Annotated in this window: 14 protein-coding genes and 1 pseudogene; 7 read left to right on the top strand and 8 right to left on the bottom strand. The window is 49.6% G+C overall.

The features are described 5' to 3' along the window. Positions 1-77: 77 nt before the first annotated feature. From NSCA4_RS0111170 to NSCA4_RS13200, 5 genes and pseudogenes are all read left to right on the top strand, one after another. Complete coding sequence (locus NSCA4_RS0111170; RefSeq protein WP_016688197.1) at positions 78-881, top strand: NUDIX domain-containing protein; 804 nt, start codon at positions 78-80, stop codon at positions 879-881. Between the two features lies 1 nt (position 882). Next, on the top strand, positions 883-1,305 hold the full coding sequence (locus NSCA4_RS0111165) for a hypothetical protein (protein WP_016688196.1): 423 nt from the start codon (positions 883-885) through the stop codon (positions 1,303-1,305). A 380-nt stretch (positions 1,306-1,685) separates the two neighbouring features. Next, positions 1,686-3,782 (top strand): TonB-dependent receptor plug domain-containing protein, encoded by a 2,097-nt coding sequence (locus NSCA4_RS0111160; RefSeq protein ID WP_016688195.1) that lies wholly within the window; start codon positions 1,686-1,688, stop codon positions 3,780-3,782. 316 nt (positions 3,783-4,098) lie between these two features. Continuing rightward, positions 4,099-5,319, top strand: a complete 1,221-nt coding sequence (locus NSCA4_RS16185; protein ID WP_255265314.1) for a coiled-coil domain-containing protein — start codon at positions 4,099-4,101, stop codon at positions 5,317-5,319. 166 nt (positions 5,320-5,485) lie between these two features. Next, a pseudogene (locus tag NSCA4_RS13200) lies at positions 5,486-6,106 on the top strand (transferrin-binding protein-like solute binding protein); the annotation flags it as partial. Between the two features lie 390 nt (positions 6,107-6,496). On the opposite strand, the gene hisB reads toward NSCA4_RS13200, so the two are convergent. Both hisB and hisC read right to left on the bottom strand, forming a co-directional pair. After that, the gene (hisB, locus tag NSCA4_RS0111145; protein WP_016688194.1) at positions 6,497-7,468 is read right to left on the bottom strand and encodes an imidazoleglycerol-phosphate dehydratase HisB; all 972 of its coding nucleotides are present in this window, start codon (positions 7,466-7,468) and stop codon (positions 6,497-6,499) included. A 29-nt stretch (positions 7,469-7,497) separates the two neighbouring features. Further along, the gene (gene hisC, locus NSCA4_RS0111140) at positions 7,498-8,577 is read right to left on the bottom strand and encodes a histidinol-phosphate transaminase (RefSeq protein ID WP_016688193.1); all 1,080 of its coding nucleotides are present in this window, start codon (positions 8,575-8,577) and stop codon (positions 7,498-7,500) included. 497 nt (positions 8,578-9,074) lie between these two features. Here hisC and dacB point away from each other — a divergent pair, with 497 nt between their 5' ends. Beyond that, on the top strand, positions 9,075-10,484 hold the full coding sequence (gene dacB / locus NSCA4_RS0111135) for a D-alanyl-D-alanine carboxypeptidase/D-alanyl-D-alanine endopeptidase (RefSeq protein ID WP_438284946.1): 1,410 nt from the start codon (positions 9,075-9,077) through the stop codon (positions 10,482-10,484). A gap of 105 nt (positions 10,485-10,589) precedes the next feature. Here the strand turns inward: dacB and lpxH are convergent, their stop codons facing one another. From lpxH to rpsT, 6 genes are all read right to left on the bottom strand, one after another. Continuing rightward, on the bottom strand, positions 10,590-11,294 hold the full coding sequence (lpxH, locus tag NSCA4_RS0111130) for a UDP-2,3-diacylglucosamine diphosphatase (protein WP_016688191.1): 705 nt from the start codon (positions 11,292-11,294) through the stop codon (positions 10,590-10,592). Positions 11,295-11,385: 91 nt separating this feature from the next. Further along, on the bottom strand, positions 11,386-12,801 hold the full coding sequence (locus NSCA4_RS0111125) for a PIG-L deacetylase family protein (protein ID WP_016688190.1): 1,416 nt from the start codon (positions 12,799-12,801) through the stop codon (positions 11,386-11,388). Positions 12,802-13,370: 569 nt separating this feature from the next. Further along, entirely contained in the window at positions 13,371-15,179 is a 1,809-nt protein-coding gene (gene aspS, locus NSCA4_RS0111120) for an aspartate--tRNA ligase (RefSeq protein WP_016688189.1), read from the bottom strand. 62 nt (positions 15,180-15,241) lie between these two features. After that, entirely contained in the window at positions 15,242-15,943 is a 702-nt protein-coding gene (locus tag NSCA4_RS0111115; protein WP_016688188.1) for a DUF502 domain-containing protein, read from the bottom strand. A 157-nt stretch (positions 15,944-16,100) separates the two neighbouring features. Continuing rightward, complete coding sequence (locus NSCA4_RS0111110) at positions 16,101-17,321, bottom strand: phospholipase A (RefSeq protein ID WP_016688187.1); 1,221 nt, start codon at positions 17,319-17,321, stop codon at positions 16,101-16,103. Positions 17,322-17,560: 239 nt separating this feature from the next. Beyond that, positions 17,561-17,824, bottom strand: coding sequence for a 30S ribosomal protein S20 (gene rpsT, locus NSCA4_RS0111105; protein WP_002212556.1), 264 nt, complete (start codon positions 17,822-17,824; stop codon positions 17,561-17,563). Between the two features lie 303 nt (positions 17,825-18,127). Between rpsT and NSCA4_RS0111100 the strand changes: the two genes are divergently transcribed. Then, positions 18,128-19,270 carry an extracellular solute-binding protein gene (locus tag NSCA4_RS0111100; RefSeq protein WP_016688186.1) on the top strand — a complete coding sequence of 381 codons (1,143 nt, stop codon included), beginning with the start codon at positions 18,128-18,130 and terminating at the stop codon, positions 19,268-19,270. The last annotated feature ends 47 nt before the right edge of the window (positions 19,271-19,317 follow it).

Here is a 19,317-nt window from a genome sequence, read left to right as displayed (position 1 = left end):
AAGACAATACCCATCGGCAGGCCGGATTCCCGAATCCGACCTTTCCGAATTTTCAGACGACCCTTCTCCCCATTCCCATGACCCAAGACACCCGCCCCCTTATCCGCGTCGTTGCCGGCATCCTGCTCAACCAAGATAGCGACTACCTACTCAGTTCCCGCCCCGAAGGCAAGCCCTATGCCGGATATTGGGAATTTGCCGGCGGCAAAGTCGAAGCGGGCGAAACCGACTTCCAAGCCCTGCAACGCGAGTTTGAAGAAGAACTCGGCATCCGTATCCTCGCCGCTACGCCTTGGCTGACCAAAATCCATTCCTACGAACACGCCCGCGTCTGCCTGAAATTCCTATGGGTAAACCCCGACCAATGGACGGGCGCACCCCAATCCCGCGAAGGACAGGCTTGGTCGTGGCAGAAAGCGGGCGATTTCAACGTCGCCCCCATGCTGCCTGCCAACGGTCCGCTGCTGCGCGCCCTCTCAGTCCCACGCCAGCTTCAAGGTCGTCTGAAAACCGGTTTGCGCGGACAAAACCGCAGCGGCGAATACCGCGTCGCGCCCTACTCTCTAGCCGAACCGCAGCACGCCAACATCCTCATCTCAGAAACCGAACTGCGCAAGCTCGGCAAGCTACCCCAAGCCCAAAGTGTTTGGGTATCGGTACACACCCGCGAACAATGGCAGCGCGTACCCGATGCCGACGTCGTCGTTTGGCAAGTCAACGACGAAGTAAACGCACGGCAAGTGCTTGAAATATTAGAACAAGGCGTATCCGTTCCGCTGGTTGTCGCCGCACCCGAAACACTGGTTTCAAACTATCGCGACCGCTGGCTTTCAACAGGCGCACACGCCATCCTGACCGACAACGACACCGAGGTCGTCTGAAATGGACAAAAACCGCAAACTCCTCATTGCAGGCGTTCTCCTCATCCTCTTCGCCGCCGCCAAACTCCTGCTGCTGGACTGGTGGCAGAAACAACAGCCCCAAGCCCGCGCCGCCGAGTGCGACCTCATCAAAGGCTGCACCCTGCCCGACGGCTCGCACATCCGCTCCACTCCCATCAGTACCCGTTCCGCCTTTGACATCACCGTCGAAAACGCTCCTGCCGAAACACAACAAGTCAGCATCAGCTTCAGCATGAAAGACATGGACATGGGCTTCAACCGCTACATGCTCCAACAACAATCCCCGCGCACTTGGCAAGCGCGCCAAATCCGCCTGCCCGTCTGCGTCGAAGGCAGGCGCGACTACATTGCCGACATCACCATAGGCGGACAGACTTTTCAGACGACCTTTACCGCCCAGTAAGCGTTCTACGCGTATTCTGCAAGAAAACTTTTTTTGGGGAAGGATTTATTTTCTCTTGCTACCTTTTCCCTTTTATTTCACCAAAGGTCGTCTGAAATCCGTTTTCAGACGACCTTTCTTTATACACCCCCTCCATCAAAATATCCGCATCACAACAAGCCCGCTCTTCCTAATACACAGGTTTCCCCTACCCTTCCCAAAATCCGCCTGCCATCAAGTTTGGCTAAAACACATCAGCAAATCCCAATCTCTGAAAATTATGACTATATGATTAACGTTCTATTAATAAATGATATTCCTTGCAAATCATTATCAATTAATATTAGAATACGCACTCTCAAATCAACGTAACCCATGAACAACCAGTCTAGAGGAAGAACATGAAAACTCCCCAATCTCCCGCCTTCCGTTTCAGCATCATGGTGCTGGCGCTGTCTTCAGGCTTTGCCCATGCTGAAAATATCAAACCCGAAGCGACTGCCGAACTGAAAGAAGTCGTCGTTACGGGTACTGCCGTACCGACCCGCGTTACCCGCAACCAGCTTGACCGCGAAACTTCGACCGATTTGAAACAGGTCATGAAAGACCAAATCGGCATGGATGTCGGCGGCGGCAATGGCGTGGCGCAGTTTTACAGCATCCGCGGCGTCGGCGAAGACAAGATTAATCTGGAAGTGGACGGCACCAGCCAATCCACCAAAATCTTCCACCACCAAAGCCGCTTCCAGCTTGACCCTGCTTTGGTGAAAAGCATCAACGTCGAAAAAGGCACGGGCGCGGCGAGCGCGGGTTTGGGTGCGGTCGGCGGTACCATCCGCGTAACGACGGTTGACGCGAAAGACCTGCTGACCGACGGCAAACCTTTCGGTTTCAAACTCGGCGCAGGCTTGAGCAGCAATAAAGGCTCAACCGGCAACGCGGCGGTTTACGGCTATCAAAACGGCTTCGATGCCCTGTTTGCAGGCAACTTCCTCAACAACCGCGACTACAAAGACGGCAACGGCAATGTCAACCGCGGCAGTCGTCTGAAACAGCACAGCTATCTCGCCAAACTCGGCTACGACTTCAACGACGACCACGGCATCCGCCTGACCTACCGTCAGGAATACCAAAAAGGCAACCGTACCGACAAAGCCGAGTTCCAAAACGTTGACAGCTATGTCGGCGTGGACGGCACTTATCAAAAAGAACAATCCTACAATCTGGAATACCGCGGCCGCAACGTCGGCTTCCTCGACAAAATCGACGCCAACGTCTTCCAAATCAACACCGACGACACCAAGCCGCCTAAAGGCGCGCCTTCCCCGAAAGCCCAAGCTTCCGGCACGGCGCAAGGCGGCGTTCCCATCGGCAAGCTTGAGTTAAGCAAAATCAAAGCGACCGGTGCCAACCTGAACCTCGCCAGCTCATTCGGCGACGGACACATGGTGAAATACGGCGTCAACTACCGCCACGAAACCTCCGAGCCGTCCGACAAAGGCGCATGGCTGAAGATTCTCGGACTGTATGACCGCGACAAAGAGAAAAAAGCCGAATACGGCGTGTACGCGGAAGGCATTTGGAACCTGAACCCCGTTACCCTGACGACCGGCCTGCGTTACGACCATTTCAAATACAACGCCGCCAGTAAACAAAGCGCGTCGCACGGCCAGCTCAACCCCAGCATCGGCGCGATTTGGGACATCAACGACAACTTCTCGCTCTTGGCAAACCTCAATCAGGCAAGCCGCGCACCGCGTCTGAACGAAGCCCTGCTGGCTAACGAACGCGCAGGCGCCGCCGCCGATTTGGACGGCAAGCTCAAAGCCGAAACCGCCCGCCGTGCTGAACTCGGCTTCAAATGGCGCAACGACAACTTCAACGTCAGCGGCAGCGTGTTCCACCAACGCATCAAAGACCTCATCGTCTATCGTTGGGCAAAAATCAACAACAACACCGCCTCCATCACCGAACGCGGCAAGATTTACAACGGCGGCACGCTCAAAACCTACGGCTACGAACTTGACGCGTCCTACCGCTGGGGCGGCCTGACCGCGCGTGCCGGCGTGTCCTACGTCAAACCCCGCCTGAACGGCGAAATGTACTACGGCGAAAGCCCGATTCAAGCGGAAGACCACGAAAGCTCGTTCACCTTCTGGAACACCGGCCGCCAATGGCTGACCGGACTGTCTTATCAGTTTGAAAACCCCAAACTCGAAATCGGCTGGCGCGGCCGCTACGCCCAAAGCGTGAAATACACCGACGTCGCGCGCGGACAAGGCACGATACACGGCAAGAAAGCCGGTTACGGCGTACACGACATCTACGCCAACTGGCAGCCGCTGAAAAAAGACAACCTGAACGTCAACTTCGCCGTCAACAACATCGGCAACAAGCAATACCGTTCGCACAGCCAACGCTTCCCCGACGGCAACGGACGCGTTCCCTTCTACGAGCGCGGCCGCGAGTTTGCCTTGGGCGTGAATTACCGCTTCTGATAAAAGCATTGGCAAAAGGTCGTCTGAAACCTGATTTTGGGTTTCAGACGACCTTTTTTAATGTATTAGGTTAAGGGCAGACATTTACCCCCTGCCGCCATTTCCACCCCATAACCCTTCCCTACATGGCACAATCAACCGCTCAACATCCTTAAACAACCTTCTGTCGCAAAAATCAAACACAAACCGCCGCCAAATCACCCTTCTCCCTGTAAAACACAAATAACATTTTGTTTTTGTCATGATTGTATCTATGATATTGGATTTATGCCGTTTGATAAAAACGCACTATTTCAACCAAAAAAAGGGGGACAATATGTCTGCAATCAACACCAAAATCAAAACCATCATCCTCACCGCCATCAGCGCGGCAATCCTTTCAGCCTGCGGCGGTGGCGGCGGTGGCGATACAGCCGCACTTTCCACCGGCTCAACATCTACCGGCGGCAGCGGCAGTCCTGCCAAAAACAGCGGTACCGGCAAGAATGACAACGCAAATACCGGCAATGCTAATAAAGATAACAGCACAGCCCAGACTTCCACTCTCAGCAACAAAGCCGACAAACTTGAAGAACTGCAAGACGAAGCCCCGCTTCCAGCCTTAAATCTTGACACCCCGCTGCACACCAGCTTTATTTCTTCGGCAAGCGCACAACAAGGCAATCCTAATGTTCAGTTGCGCCACAGCAATGAAAACGACAAACTGTTTTATACGGACAACCAAACAAATAATCAAAACGGTTTAGTTAGTTCTCTGAATTTTAAGAATAATGACGAAGTTAAATTAGATGCAATCGTACTGTATAACAAAACAGAAGAAGGCAACGCAACACAGGTTAAATTCACTACTACAGATTCCATCATTGCCAAAGCATTTTCGGGCGGTAAAACCAAAAGCGACGTCAGCGGACAGACGGGGCAAGAACCGAATAATGAATTCAAAGTTGGACAATCAACGCTGGATCAAAAAATCGTTGAGTTGTATAAAAAACTTGAAAACTCAAAAAGTGCTTTAGCATCTGCCGAACAAAAACTGACAAATGACACAAATGCTTTTGCCGAGGCGCTGCAAAGCAAAGACCAAGCAGAACGAAATGCTGCCAAGTCATATAGCTCAATGCTTGAGGCACTCGATACTCATTCTATCGCTATCAAAAATGCCAAAGCTAAACTTGAGAAAGCAAACTCCGAATTTGAAGCTATAAAAAACAGTGCAACCAAAGAAAATGAAATCAAAATAGCTCAAAATAATGTTAATCAAGCGAAAAATGCTCTAGAACAAGAAATAGCGGCTTCAAAGATGGAAATTGAATCTTTTGAAAAAGCAAAAATGGAGCTGGAAACAGCCAAAGCCAGCTTTAAAGCTACCGCTGAAAAAACGACGGGAGACAGTGTAGAAGAGCTAGAAAACGCCAATAAAGCCGTTAGTGCAGCACAGAATGAGCTGGATAAACAAATCGCAGTTTTAACAAAAAAATTGGATGAAGAAGATTTAGTCAAATTCGAAACGGCTAAAAAACGTTTGGGAAAATGCTGAAAAAGCCTTACAAACTGCAAACCAAAACGCAACTTTGGCAAAAGCAACACGTGCTTCCAGCAAAAATGCAAAAGATGCTGCTGAAAAAGCTAAAGATGCTGCTGCCGAAATCTATGACTCAACAAGACAAATACGCCAAGATTTGACAAGATTGGCAGAAAACCATGCCAACCAGCTTGCATACCTTGGCAAAGATCAGGATGGAACTGTATTTGACAAGCAATTCGACGGTATCTACGTCATCCGCTTTGTCGATGGTACGCAAATCGTTATGCACGATCCTGCCGCAGCCGGCTGGACTTACCAAACTTTCGCCCATTACATTGATCCAAGATCCGGTGTGATTCATGGCTATCAAAGCTTGGGCGATGAAACCAAGTTTACTGCCCTTCCTGCCAGCGGCACAGCAACTTACAACGGTCTGACCACAGCCTACGTTGTGAAAGACGATCAAAGCCGTCAGCTGACCGCCAATGTCAAAGCCATTGTCGATTTCGGCTTGAAAGGCGTACGCTTTGAGACTGCCAATTCCCAATTCCATTCTCTCGACGCGAACGGCCGCCGTGTAACCGAAGCCGATGAAAAATACGACATGAAAGGTACGGCAAAATGGGAAAACGGCAACCTCTTCCTCGGTAAGGTCGAAGCTGCCGCAGCCGGTTTGAAAGGTAATTTGAGCGGTAAATTCTTCGGTCCGTCCGCCGCAGAAATCGGCGGTACCTACGGCCTGCAAAAAGAAGACGGCAGCGAACGCTTGATCGGCGGTTACGGCGCAAAACGTCAATAAACCATCCTTCAATCTGCCGAAATGTCGTCTGAAAACCGGGTAACAGGTTTTCAGACGACCTTTTCTTTTATCGTCATTTAGACAGAAATTTCCTGCTTCGTTATGCAAACGGGAATGATGGTTAACAACAGAGGTTATAGTGGATTAACAAAAATCAGGACAAGGCGACGAAGCCGCAGACAGTACGATAGTACGGAACCGATTCACTTGTTGCTTCAGCACCTTAGAGAATCGTTCTCTTTGAGCTAAGGCAAGGCAACGCCGTTCTGGTTTAAATTTAATCCACTATAAAACAGCAAAAGACACCGATAATTAAGCGTCCTTATAATATCAAAGGTCGTCTGAAACCTGTTTCTCGGGTTTCAGACGACCTTTTTTCATTAAAGCGGATTACTCTTCGCTTTGCGCTTCTTCTTTTTCAACGGCAACGGATTCGTCGCTCAAAGTGCCTTTGGTGGACGGGGTTTGTCCTGCCATGCGCGGGTCGTATTCTGCTGCCATGCGCAGGGCGCGGCCGAAGGCTTTGAATACGGTTTCGGCTTGGTGGTGGGCGTTGCGGCCGCTGAGGTTGTCGATGTGCAGGGTCATCATGCTGTGGTTGACGACGCCATGGAAGAATTCTTCAAACAGGTCAACGTCAAAACGTCCGATGAGAGCACGGGTGAAGTCGATGTTGTACACGAGTCCGGGGCGGCCGGAGAGGTCGATGACAACGCGGCTCAAGGCTTCGTCGAGCGGAACGTAAGCATGTCCGTAGCGGCGGATGCCGGTTTTACTGCCCAAGGCTTGTTTCAGGGCTTGTCCGAGTACGATGCCGATGTCTTCTACGGTGTGGTGGTCGTCGATGTGCAAATCGCCTTTGCAGGTGATGTCGAGGTCGATCATGCCGTGGCGGGCGACTTGGGCAAGCATATGCTCAAGAAAGGGGACGCCGGTGTCGAGGCGGTATTGTCCGGTGCCGTCGAGGTTGAGGCTGAGGGTGATTTGGGTTTCGCTGGTGTTGCGGGTGATGCTGACTGCGCGGCCTTCTTCGGGCATATGGAATGCCGGTGCGGCGGCTTGGGCGGCTTGGGCGGCACGCTCTTGGCGGGCGGCTTCGGCGGCTGCGGCTTTTTCTTTGTCTTTACTGTGGTCGCGGTTTAACCAGCCTTTGCGTTTGTGCATGCCGGCTTCGAGTTTGGCGGCAAGGCTGGGTCGGATGCCGCGCGCGCTTTCGTCTTCTGCCTGCTCTTCAAGGCGGCGTTTCAGTTGGGACAGGGATGCCGCGTTGTCGTAACCGCATTTGCGGGCAAGTTTGGTCAGCGAGCCTGCTTCTTCGACAAGCTGCAGGAAATTGGCAAGGTGCAGTTGAGTGATGTTCATAGATTTACTCTCTGTGAAGTTTTAAAAAATCAGGCATAAAGCTTGCGGATAATATCCAGTACGGCATCGTTTTGCTCGAGACTGCCGATGGTAATGCGGACGCACTGCGCCAAAAGCGGATGCGTACCGTGGAGTTTCTTAATCAGGATGCGGTTTTCTTTAAGCGTGTTAAACAATGCGTCTGCATCGGGAACGCGCACGGTAATGAAATTCGCTTCGCTGGGGAATGCTTTCAGACGACCTATGGCGGACAATTCGCTGAAAACGCGTTCGCGCTCGGCTTTTAAAATATCGATGGTCGTCTGAATCGCGTCGCGGTGTTGCAGGGCGAATTTGGCGGTCGCCAAGCTTAATTGGTTCATATTGTAAGGCGGCAGTATTTTCGCCAGTTCGTCCATTACGGCAGGGCTTCCTGCCGCATAGCCGATACGCAGTCCGGCAAAACCGATTTTGCTGATGGTGCGCATCACGACCAGATTTTCAACGCTGCCCGCCTGCGGCAGAAAACTGTCGCGGCTGAATGCGCCGTATGCTTCATCGACAACCACGATACCCTGCGCCGCGCGGATAATGGCTTCGACTTCTTCGCGGCGGAAACATACGCCTGTCGGATTGTTCGGATAGGCAATGAAAATCAGGGCGGGCTGATGTTTTTCAATGGCGGATAAAACGGAGGGCAAATCAATCGTGAAATCTTCATTAAGCGGCACGCCGACGTAATTCATACCGTACAGCTCGGCATTGTGCCGATACATCACGAAACTCGGCTCAACCGCGAGCATGATCGCGCCTGATTGGGCAACGAGCAGGGTCAAGAATTGGATTAACTCGTCCGATCCGTTCCCTAACGCGATGGCGGCAGCTTCAGGAATATCGAAGGCTTTTCTTAAAGTTTCCTGAAGCCCGCTGGCGGCGGGGTTGGGATATAGCTGAATCGGCGCTTGGGCAATCAGCCGCAGCCATTCGTTTGACAGCTCGGGAAAACGGGCAAACGGATGATACGGACTTTCCATCGCATCCAGCTTGATGAAGCCTTCGGGCAAGTCGGCAATTCGGTAGGCGGACATGGCTTTGATGTCGTCGCGGATGAAACCGGCTGTATCTTTCATAATCTCCCTCCAGATTTTACAAAACAACCCAACCGATTCTTCTACAATATAACACAGTTTTTTGAAGAATCATTCAAGAAATCAATAAATAATTTACACCAAAGATAAAAAAGATATGTTCTTTATTCATCTTTATTCAATACGAGCTTAACTGTATATTTTGATTTTAAATATTATATCCTGAAAAATATCCTGTATATTTACTTTAAATTGAAAAATATCGTATTTTAGTGACCTATTCAAAGTTTCATGCAATATTCAATGCAGTAATACCTACTGCCTCATTTATTTGGCTTATCTTGCAAAATAGGTAAAGATTCTATTTATTTATATGTACTCGAGGAATATCGGCTGATGCAATTTATAGCATTTATTTCAGAAGACAATGACTCCTGGACAGTAATGTTCAAGGCATTGATGCACCTGATTTGTTTTTTACCGTAACGATACTTTGTTTTATAATTATGCTTTATGTATTTTACAGAAGTCTCAACAATATGAATTGGAAAAAAAGGCTAGCGGCATGGTATTTGTGCTTAATGCCGTTCTCTGCCTATGCCTTAAATCTCGGCAATATCCCGCCCGACGAAATCTCCGTTTACGTTCAAGAATTGGACAGCGGCAAAGTTATCGAATCACACAGAGCAGATGCCTCGGTCAATCCTGCATCGACGATGAAGCTGGTAACAGCATTTTCCGCCTTTGAAGCTTTGGGTAAGGATTACCGCTGGACAACGGAATTTAAAACCAACGGACATATCGAGGGCGATTCGTTGGAAGGCGATATTTATTGGGTGGGCAGCGGCGATCCCGTGTTCGACCAAGACGGGCTGAAGGATGCCCTGCAACAACTGCAAAACAAAGGCATCAGGCATATTAAAGGCAGCCTGGTACTCGACCGCCATCTTTGGGGTACCGTCGGCAACCCGCTGAATTTCGAATCCGACGCAGGTTCGCCGTTTATGACCGCTCCCGACCCGAATATGCTGGCTTACAAGGTTGTCTGGCTCAGACCGGAGTCAAATGGCACAGGCGGCATTACCGTCGAAACCTCGCCTCCCCTACCCGATATTCCTATTGAAAACAAAACCGTACTGTCCAACTCTGGGAAATGCGGCGCATTGCAAAATCATATGCGTGCCAGCTATTCCGGTGGAAAGCTACATATCGGCGGTAAGGTTCCGGAGAGTTGTTTAGGCGGCGAAATGCATATCAACATGCTCTCCGCCATAGAATTTGCACACAAAAGCTTTGTTAATCAATGGCGCGCACTCGGCGGTACGATTTCAGACGACCTCAAAACCGCCCATGCACCGAGTAACGCAAAAACGCTGGCAGTTTCTCGCTCCAAACCGTTGTCAGACATACTGACCGACATGAACAAACATTCCAACAACCTGATTGCACGGTCCGTATTCTTAAAACTTGGCGGCAATGGCGACAGCGAAACCGCACAAAGAAAAGCAGCGGAAGCGGTTTCCCTGGAATTGGCAACTGCAGGGATTGATACGGAAAACCTGGTTTTGGAAAACGGTTCGGGCTTATCGAGAAGCGAACGCGTTACCGCGCACATGATGGGGCAAATGCTGGAAAAAGCCTATTTCAGCCCGTTTAAACAAGAATTTATTGATACACTGCCGATTGCCGGACAGGACGGAACATTGAAAAACCGCCTGAAGCAACCCGGCAGCCGACTGCGTCTGAAAACCGGCACGCTCAAAAACGTACGGGCGCTGGCAGGTTACTGGCTGGGCAACAAGCCGATGATTGTCGTCGTAATTATCAACAGCCCCAAAGCCTCTGCCTACCTTCACGATTTGGATGCGCTGGTTTCCCAAATAGTCTTACCCGGAGGAAACGATTGGATAGACGCAAAACTGACCTGCAAAGAGCGGATGGCAGTTTAAATCCGGCCAAAAATAATCCGACCTTGATTTTCCGTCATTAAAAAGGTCGTCTGAAAACTTTCAGACGACCTTTTATATTTTCAACACCTGTAAATCAACCATCTATCACTCAACAAACCTGTATCCGCGCTCATCAACCTCCAATATAGAAGCATAGTCGCTACGCCAATCTCCCAGCACAATACGCGTATATGCGTTCTCTTTGTGGATATGTTCGCGGTGCGTATGTCCGTGAATCAGCAATCTGACGCCGTAATTATGGACGGTATCAGAGGTGGACTTGGGATTGACATCCATAATTTCAGCAGCTTTATATTGTTTGTCGTGCTTACTGGTATGGCGGATTTTTCGCGCAATGTTCAGACGCAGCTTGAGCGGCAACATGAGGAACAACCGTTGCAACCATTTTTGATGAACTGTTTTCCTGAATTTCTGATAACGCACATCATCGGTACACAAAGTATCGCCGTGGCAAATCAAAGCCGGCGTACCGTATAAATCGACGACTGAATATTCCGGCAGCAGTACCATGCCCGCTTGCCTTGCGAACTTCTCGCCTATCAGAAAATCACGGTTTCCGTGAACAAAAAAACATTCCACTCCACCCTCTGCAACGTTACGGACGGCACGGGAAACGGTATCCGTCAATTCGGAATGTTCGTCATCCCCTATCCAAAAATCAAATAGGTCGCCCAAAATATAAACCGCCCTAGCAGACGGTGCTTTTTCATGCATGAAGCGCAAAAACAGTTCGGTCAACTCAGGACGGGATTCGCTCAGGTGTAAATCGGCAATAAAATAAGTCGGCATAACGGCTGCAATATATGAAATCTCAAGCCATTATAGATTTTCAGACGACCTTTGTATATTTAAAGGCCGTCTGAAAACATTTCAGATTGGATCAATGCAGGTGATTCCTGCCGCCCCGGGAAATAATTTTCTGATAAGTCTCCTGATTGTGGACATCACTGATAGGAACAACATAAAAAAACTCATTACTGCGGACAAATCGGCTGATCAGATCCGAACGGATAGAAGTAAGATCGTGATACAGCAGGCTCAAACCCTTGCGTAATACATGTTTCCAATCCATGTAGTTACGCGCATTCGGGCGAATATCGTTCATCGCATCCAATGCCAACAATTTACGGTTTTGCGTTTTTTTATCAACGGGATGAGAGTAAATCGAATGAAAATATAACATATCGCTACTGCCTTCTTCGCTGAAAAACGGCGGCAGGCTCAGCGTAGCACCGACATTACCCAAAGGATAGTCATCGGTCAGATAGTGAACCGCATATAAAAACAGCGAACCATTGGTGTAATTCAGCTTTTTTAATGCCTCAACAGCAGCAATAGTTGTACATTGGTGATCGGTATGAACATCAATATTCGGCGAAGGCGTAACAATAACATCCGGACGGAATGATTCGATGACGTAAGCCATATTGTCCACTAAATCATGCCAATTCGAACCGCCGTGCAAACCTTCTGATATGGCAGATTTATTGGCCCGCCGGAAAATACCCACATCTGCTGTCTCCAACTTGGCAGAAGGAATTTCACGCTCTGGGTGGCGATATAAAGTTTTCAGCGTTGTATCAAAAAAACCGAGCTGCAAAATGTTTTCAGACGATACCCCTGCCAAAAGCGGAACGGTCAGACTGTTCCAGACCCGCATCCGCCCCTTTTCCAAATATTGCTCCTTAGTTTCCGTAGGGCAGCGTTTGCTGAAAAGGTTTTCATAATGGAAACGCCCCGCTTCGCTTGCCGTTACCGTTACCACCATCGCATTTTCAGCATATTTTTCATACACGCCGTAAGCTGCCAATTCCGCATCGTCAGCGTGCGGCGCAAGCACTAAAATTTTTTTATCATCCAAAGGCATACGCGGATAAACAGTTAGTCTGACTTCCTGATTTTCCAACGATACCCTTCTGCCCCGCAAAAAAATTTCCCGACTTTCAGCATCGAACATATCGCTGAAGTTCAAATATCTCACCCCCCTACCGCCGTATTCGATGTAATGTTTCCAAATACCTTTGCAGGTTCGAATCTCAATATAGGGCAACAACCATTTCCCCAACCAAGAAGTTTCAATGCTTACTGCAGCCAAGACTGTATCATTAATATCCACTTCTTGAGGTAGCTTAATAACCCCCTCCTCTAATTTCGACACGAAATGCTGTGGCAAACAGTCATAGCGATAATCCCGTGTAACGTCATAAGCAAAACGTTTCATGTGCATCCTCATAATTATTATCAAGAAGCACACCAGCCCAATTATCAATACTGCAAGCATTGTAAGTAACGACATTCTTAACCCCTGTAATTATTTTTTAAAATATTACATTTGTAAATTTATATATTAAGCATTTTTTATAGTAGTTTCTTCGTTGAATGCGAGATTTACAAAAATCCAAATGTAATATTTGAAAATTTTCTTATATTTATTAATATTACACAAGCATTAAATTAATTTTAAATTCTTCAAAACGCCTATCTGCTCACATTAAATTTATAAAATTCATAATATTATCAGATAGATATTATTGCTAAACAGCTGCCGTACCGATATCTGTAACCAATAACGCAAATTGTCATATACTTGCAAAAATCATATTTTCAGAAAAAAGCCTAGAGAATTTTCTTTTTTGCAACAGCATCCGGGCCATATCCATATTCTTCAGGCGCCAACATTTGCTTCAACCGCTCGCGAATAAAAGTTTTCACAAAATCATGGCGTACTTCTATCCAACAAATCAGATAAATGAAACGTTCAACCTAACTTCTTGGCACAAACAATGAAAAAGGTCGTCTGAAACCCGTGTAATAGGTTTCAGACGACCTTTTGACTGTCAGGTGTTGCCCACCTGCTTTTAAAAATTACGCTTCTTTATTTTCAGTCGCTTTTTGACGCAGGCGCAAGCTCAATTCGCGCAGTTGTTTGTCGTCCACCGCATTCGGCGCGTTGGTCAACAGACATTGGGCGCGTTGGGTTTTCGGGAAGGCAATCACGTCGCGGATGGATTCGGCGCCGGTCATCAGTGTTACCAGACGGTCGAGGCCGAATGCCAAGCCGCCGTGCGGAGGCGCGCCGAATTTCAGGTTATCCAAGAGGAAGCCGAATTTTTCCTGTTGCTCTTCGGGGCTGATTTTCAGAGCGGTGAACACTTTTTCCTGTACGTCGGCACGGTGGATACGGATGGAACCGCCACCGATTTCCCAGCCGTTCAACACCATGTCGTAGGCGCGGGCCAGGCAGTTTTCAGGATCGGATGCCATCAGGTCTTCATGACCGGGCTTGGGCGAGGTGAACGGATGGTGCATGGCTGCCCAGCGGTCGCCGTCTTCGTCGTATTCGAACATCGGGAAATCGACGACCCACAAAGGTTTCCATTCGTCCACGAAGTAGCCGTTTTCCGCGCCGTGTTCCAAACCGACTTTGATACGCAGCGCGCCGATGGCTTCGTTCACGACTTGGGCTTTGTCTGCGCCGAAGAAGATGATGTCGCCGTTTTGCGCGCCGGTACGCGCAATGATTTCTTTCAGGGCGTTTTCAGACAGGAATTTCACGATTGGAGATTGCAGGCCGCTGTCTTCGCCGTTGGAAAGGTTGCTGACATCGTTCACTTTGATGTACGCCAAACCTTTCGCGCCGTAGATGCCGACAAATTTGGTGTATTCGTCGATTTCTTTGCGGCTGAATTTTGCACCGTTCGGTACGCGCAAGGCAACCACGCGGCCGCCCTTCATGTCGGCTGCGCCACGGAAGACTTTGAATTCTTCCGTTTTCATCAGGTCGGTCAGCTCGGTAAATTTCAGGCTGATGCGCATATCGGGTTTGTCGGAACCGTAGTAGAACATGGCTTCGGCGTAAGGCATACGCGGGAAATCGCCCAAGTCCACGCCCAGCGCGTCTTGGAAGACTTGTTTTGCCATGCCTTCGGTGATGTCCATGATTTCATCCTCGTTCAAGAACGAGGTTTCCAAGTCGATTTGGGTGAATTCGGGCTGGCGGTCGGCGCGCAAGTCTTCGTCGCGGAAGCACTTGGTGATTTGGTAGTAACGGTCGAAACCCGCCACCATCAACAGTTGTTTGAACAATTGCGGCGATTGCGGCAGTGCGAAAAACTCGCCCGGATGAACGCGGCTCGGCACGAGGTAGTCGCGCGCGCCTTCGGGCGTGGAGCGGGTCAGCATCGGGGTTTCGATGTCGATGAAGCCTTGCGCGTCCAGATAACGGCGAACGCCCATGGCGACTTGATAACGCAGGCGCAGGTTGCGCTGCATCACCGGACGGCGCAGGTCGATAACGCGGTTGGTCAGGCGCACGTTTTCGCTGATGTTTTCGTCGTCGATTTGGAACGGCGGCGTAGCAGCGGCGTTCAATACTTCGATTTCTTTGGCAAGAATTTCGATTTTGCCGGAAATCATTTTGTCGTTGGTCGTGCCTTCGGGACGGTTGCGCACGCGGCCGGTAATGCTCAAAACGTATTCGTTACGGGCGGAATCGGCAGTGGCAAACGCTTCGGGCGTGTCGGGGTCAATCACGACTTGGACGATGCCTTCGCGGTCGCGCAGGTCGATAAAAATCACACCGCCGTGGTCGCGTCGGCGGTGTACCCAGCCTTTGACGGTTACGGTTTGGTCTAAGTATTGCTCGCTGATCAGGCCGCAATAGTTGGTACGCATAAAATCACCTTTTTATATTGTTCAATTTGAAAAGAAGGAAAAGGTCGTCTGAAAAAGAGACCTTAATTGTTTTGTTCTGTATCGTCGTTTTCAGACGACCTGTGTTCTGACAAAGCCTTGACCCGAACTTCATCCGGCATCACCATACCCAGCGAAATCACATATTTCAATGCTTCGTCCACGCTCATATCGAGTTCGCGCACGTCGCTCTTTTTCACCATGATGTAATAGCCGCCGGTCGGGTTGGGCGTGGTCGGCACATAGACGGAAAGATAGTCGTCATCGTGCGGAAGGCTGCCTTTGAGTTTGTCGGGAATATGCCCTGATACAAAGGCAATCGTCCAAATATTGGGTTGAGGGAACGGAACCAATACAGGCGTTCTGAACGAGCGGCTGCTGTCGGAGAGCAGGGACTCGGATACTTTTTTGACGCTGGAATAGATGGATTTGACGACGGGAATCCGTCCCAGCAGGCTGTCCCATGCGGCGAGGATTTGACGTCCCAAAACGTTGGCGGCGAACACGCCGGTCAGAAACAAGACGACAATGGCGGCAATAATGCCCAAGCCGGGAATGTTGAATCCCCAGAAATATTGAGGCTGCCATTGCTCGGGCAGCAGACTGATCAGCCGGTCGGCGGCAGATATGATATAGCTGACCGCCCAAATGGTTACGGCTATCGGCAGCCATACCAGCATGCCTGTAATCAGATATTTTTTTAATGCCTTGGCAACTTTTCCGCCTTCGGCCGTTTGTTCCGCCATCTTTTGTGTAATTCCGACAAATATCGCCCAAACCTTGCATTATACGCGTTTGGGCGATAGGAAACGAATGTTTTTAATATGGGGGGCGGTTTGTTTTGCTTTCAGACGACCTGTGTGCAACATGGTACAAAAGGTCGTCTGAAAACAGGGTTGGGCATTAAATTCCGTCCCAATCGTTGAACATCAGACCGATGCCGATGCCGTTTTGTTTGTAGTTGTAATCAATCAGGCTTTCGCCGTAGCCGTGAAAGCCGCGCACTACGCCTTTAAGTTTGCCTTTAATCGGGAAGGTATAGGCGGCTTCAACCGCGCCGTGTCCGGTTTTGGGATTGTAGCGCAGCAGGGACGAAATATTTTGTTTGTCGTTCAGCCGGTATTGCAGCTTCAAATCGCCATGACCCATGTAGTCGGTAATGTCGGGATTGTCGTTGTTTTCACCGGTCTGATCGAATGCCCGCATCCACACGCGCGGGATCACGGTCAGTTTGCCCCATTCCATCCCTGCCAATGCGTAAACGCGGTTCCATGAGCGGGATTCGGGGCGGCTTTGTCCGTTGGATTGGTGGACGAAGCCTGCACCGACCATGCGCAGTTTGCCACCGAACGGCAAATCTGCCTTCACAGGCTGGGTCAGGAAAATTTCGGGTTCGTAATCGGTATTGCGGAACGGCGCGGATTTTCTGCCTTGGTTATAAATCTGCCAATCGGATTTTTGGGTGTAGCCGAACCACAAGTCTGCACGGGTTTTAAACAAATCTTCAGCGATTTTGCTTTTGAACGAAACTTGCAGTTTGGTTTCGATGTGTTTCTGTTCGCTGAATTTTTCCTGATTGGTTGTGCCGCGCGAAGGGGAGTAGGGATGAAGATTGGGCGAGCTGTTGTACCATGCGGGCATCAGGTACATGGGATTGTGCTCGCGCACGCTCAACAAGCCGCGCGAGTCGTTTTTGTCCAAATCGTACATCAGGCTCAATGGCGTGTAGGCATCGGCTGTGGTGCGGAGATTATCTTCCGAAAGGGTGGATTGCTCTTTATTTTCGTCAAACACAATCGTCGCCGCTTTTTTCTCGCGGCTGGTGCTGATGGTTTTGGGTAAGTCGACAGGTGCTTTGGCGGTTTCTTCGCGAAGGACGGGCAGCGGAGCTTGCGGCGGCAGTTGTGCCGAATAAATGCTGTCGTAACACGCCAAACGGGTGGCATTGTCTTGAATGGAGGTGCATTGCAAAGCCGTGTCGGCGTAGGCGGCAGGGGCGGCTGCGCCGCCGACAAGAATAAGCATCAAGGCGCGCCGACATTTGGCTAATGACGGTTTTTTGTTCTTTATGGCATCGCTTTGCGCCAAATTGTGTTTCAACATCTTGTTCATCATTTCATTCATGGGATTGCCGATTGGGTGTTTTCAGGCGACCTTTTGTCTGAAAATCGGGATTAATCGTTTGAAAAACAGATTAAACCGCATTTTACCGACTTGTGCCGGCTCTACGGCAGGTCGTCTGAAAAGTTTACATCAACTTGCACCACATACGGCAATGCCCCTGAAAGGTTAAGACCTCAGGGGCATCGTTATCTGCTTGCCTGTCCCGACGTGATCAAACACCAAGACTATGGCAGGAAAGATTAAGCCAATGCTTTTACTTTGGCAGACAGACGGCTCTTATGGCGGGCTGCTTTGTTTTTGTGGAATACGCCTTTGTCAGCGATACGGTCGATGACTTTAACGGACTCTTGGTAAACTGCTTGAGCAGCAGCTTTGTCGCCGGCTTCAACTGCTTTCAACACTTTTTTCACTGCGGTACGGAATGCAGTACGCAGGCTGGCGTTGTGGGCGCGTTGTTTAACCGATTGGCGGGCACGTTTGCGGGCTTGTGCGCTGTTTGCCATATTGAATATCTCCTGAAAAAATAAATTCTGTAAACGCGCAATTTTAAAGACAGATTCCTCTATATGCAAGTATTTTCTCTGTTCGCGCGCGCAAATCGCCCGTATTTTGCCCAAAAACGACATCTTGTGCAACGCCGTTTTCCCGAGCCTAAGAAATCGTGCCTTATTTCAATAAAAATCAGTCAGATATTGCTTTGAGTTCTCACCCACTTCCATTACAATAGCCCCGCTTTGCGCCGGGGTATTGATGGGGTGCAGAGTGTTCATTTTCCGTTAACAATCTTTCATCAGGAATCTGCCCGTATGAAAAAATCCGTATTAGCCGTATTGGCGGCATTATCGCTGGCCGCTTGCGGCGGTGGCGAGAAAAAAACCGAGCAACCTCAAGCAGGCAGCGCGCCTGCTGCCAATGCCGAAGCAGCCGCCACCGATACTTTGAACATCTACAACTGGTCGAACTACGTTGACGAGAGCACCGTTGAAGACTTCAAAAAAGCCAATAAGCTGAAGCTGACCTACGACCTTTACGAAAACAACGAAACCCTCGAAGCCAAAATGCTGACCGGTAAATCCGGCTATGACTTGGTCGTTCCCGGCATCGCCTTCCTGCCCCGTCAAATCGAAGCGGGTGCTTATCAAAAAATCAATAAAGACCTGATTCCCAATTACAAAAACATCGATCCCGAATTGTTGAAAATGCTGGAAACTGCCGACCCAGGCAACCAGTATGCCGTTCCTTATTTCTCCGGCGTCAACACTTTGGCAATTACGGCGAAGGGCAAAGAACTTTTGGGCGGCAAGCTGCCTGAAAACGGTTGGGATTTGCTGTTCAAGCCCGAATATACCAACAAGCTGAAATCATGCGGTATCGCCTTGTGGGATACGCCGAGCGAAATGTTCCCGATTTTGCTGAACTACTTGGGTAAAGACCCCAAAGGCACAAATCCTGATGATTTGAAAGCGGCGGCGGAAGTGCTGAAAGCCATCCGTCCTGATGTAAAACGTTTCAGTCCGTCTATCATTGACGAACTGGCACGCGGCGACATCTGTCTCGCAGCGGGTAACGGCGGCGACTTGAACTTGGCGAAAGCCCGTTCCGAAGAAGTGAAAAACAACGTCGGCATTGAAGTTTTGACGCCGAAGGGTATGGGCTTCTGGATTGAATCTTGGCTGATTCCCGCCGATGCGAAAAACATCGCCAATGCTCATAAATACATCAACTACACGCTTGATCCCGAAGTGGCTGCGAAAAATGGCATTGCCGTTACCTTTGCGCCTGCAAGCAAACCGGCGCGCGAAAAAATGCCTGCCGAGTTGGTTAACACCCGCTCCATTTTCCCGACTGCGGAAGATATGAAAGACGGTTTTGTTATGCCGCAAATGAGTTCGGATGCGAAGAAACTGTCGGTCAATCTGTGGCAGAAGATTAAAGTCGGTTCAAACTAATCGTTTGATGTTTTGAAGTGAAAGGTCGTCTGAAACCAGAAAACCTG

The organism is Neisseria sicca 4320 (genome assembly GCF_000193735.1).
Classification (GTDB): domain Bacteria; phylum Pseudomonadota; class Gammaproteobacteria; order Burkholderiales; family Neisseriaceae; genus Neisseria; species Neisseria sicca_E.
Note: the sequence above shows the minus strand (reverse complement) of the source record. Positions and strands in the feature narration are given on the sequence as shown.

What these genes read in the sequence shown, in the direction of transcription:
- NSCA4_RS0111170 (WP_016688197.1), top strand. Translation starts at nt 78, where the DNA reads ATGACCCAAGACACCCGCCCCCTTATCCGCGTCGTTGCCGGCATCCTG.
- NSCA4_RS0111165 (WP_016688196.1), top strand. Translation starts at nt 883, where the DNA reads ATGGACAAAAACCGCAAACTCCTCATTGCAGGCGTTCTCCTCATCCTC.
- NSCA4_RS0111160 (WP_016688195.1), top strand. Translation starts at nt 1,686, where the DNA reads ATGAAAACTCCCCAATCTCCCGCCTTCCGTTTCAGCATCATGGTGCTG.
- NSCA4_RS16185 (WP_255265314.1), top strand. Translation starts at nt 4,099, where the DNA reads ATGTCTGCAATCAACACCAAAATCAAAACCATCATCCTCACCGCCATC.
- hisB (WP_016688194.1), bottom strand. Translation starts at nt 7,468, where the DNA reads ATGAACATCACTCAACTGCACCTTGCCAATTTCCTGCAGCTTGTCGAA.
- hisC (WP_016688193.1), bottom strand. Translation starts at nt 8,577, where the DNA reads ATGAAAGATACAGCCGGTTTCATCCGCGACGACATCAAAGCCATGTCC.
- dacB (WP_438284946.1), top strand. Translation starts at nt 9,075, where the DNA reads ATGAATTGGAAAAAAAGGCTAGCGGCATGGTATTTGTGCTTAATGCCG.
- lpxH (WP_016688191.1), bottom strand. Translation starts at nt 11,294, where the DNA reads ATGCCGACTTATTTTATTGCCGATTTACACCTGAGCGAATCCCGTCCT.
- NSCA4_RS0111125 (WP_016688190.1), bottom strand. Translation starts at nt 12,801, where the DNA reads ATGTCGTTACTTACAATGCTTGCAGTATTGATAATTGGGCTGGTGTGC.
- aspS (WP_016688189.1), bottom strand. Translation starts at nt 15,179, where the DNA reads ATGCGTACCAACTATTGCGGCCTGATCAGCGAGCAATACTTAGACCAA.
- NSCA4_RS0111115 (WP_016688188.1), bottom strand. Translation starts at nt 15,943, where the DNA reads ATGGCGGAACAAACGGCCGAAGGCGGAAAAGTTGCCAAGGCATTAAAA.
- NSCA4_RS0111110 (WP_016688187.1), bottom strand. Translation starts at nt 17,321, where the DNA reads ATGAATGAAATGATGAACAAGATGTTGAAACACAATTTGGCGCAAAGC.
- rpsT (WP_002212556.1), bottom strand. Translation starts at nt 17,824, where the DNA reads ATGGCAAACAGCGCACAAGCCCGCAAACGTGCCCGCCAATCGGTTAAA.
- NSCA4_RS0111100 (WP_016688186.1), top strand. Translation starts at nt 18,128, where the DNA reads ATGAAAAAATCCGTATTAGCCGTATTGGCGGCATTATCGCTGGCCGCT.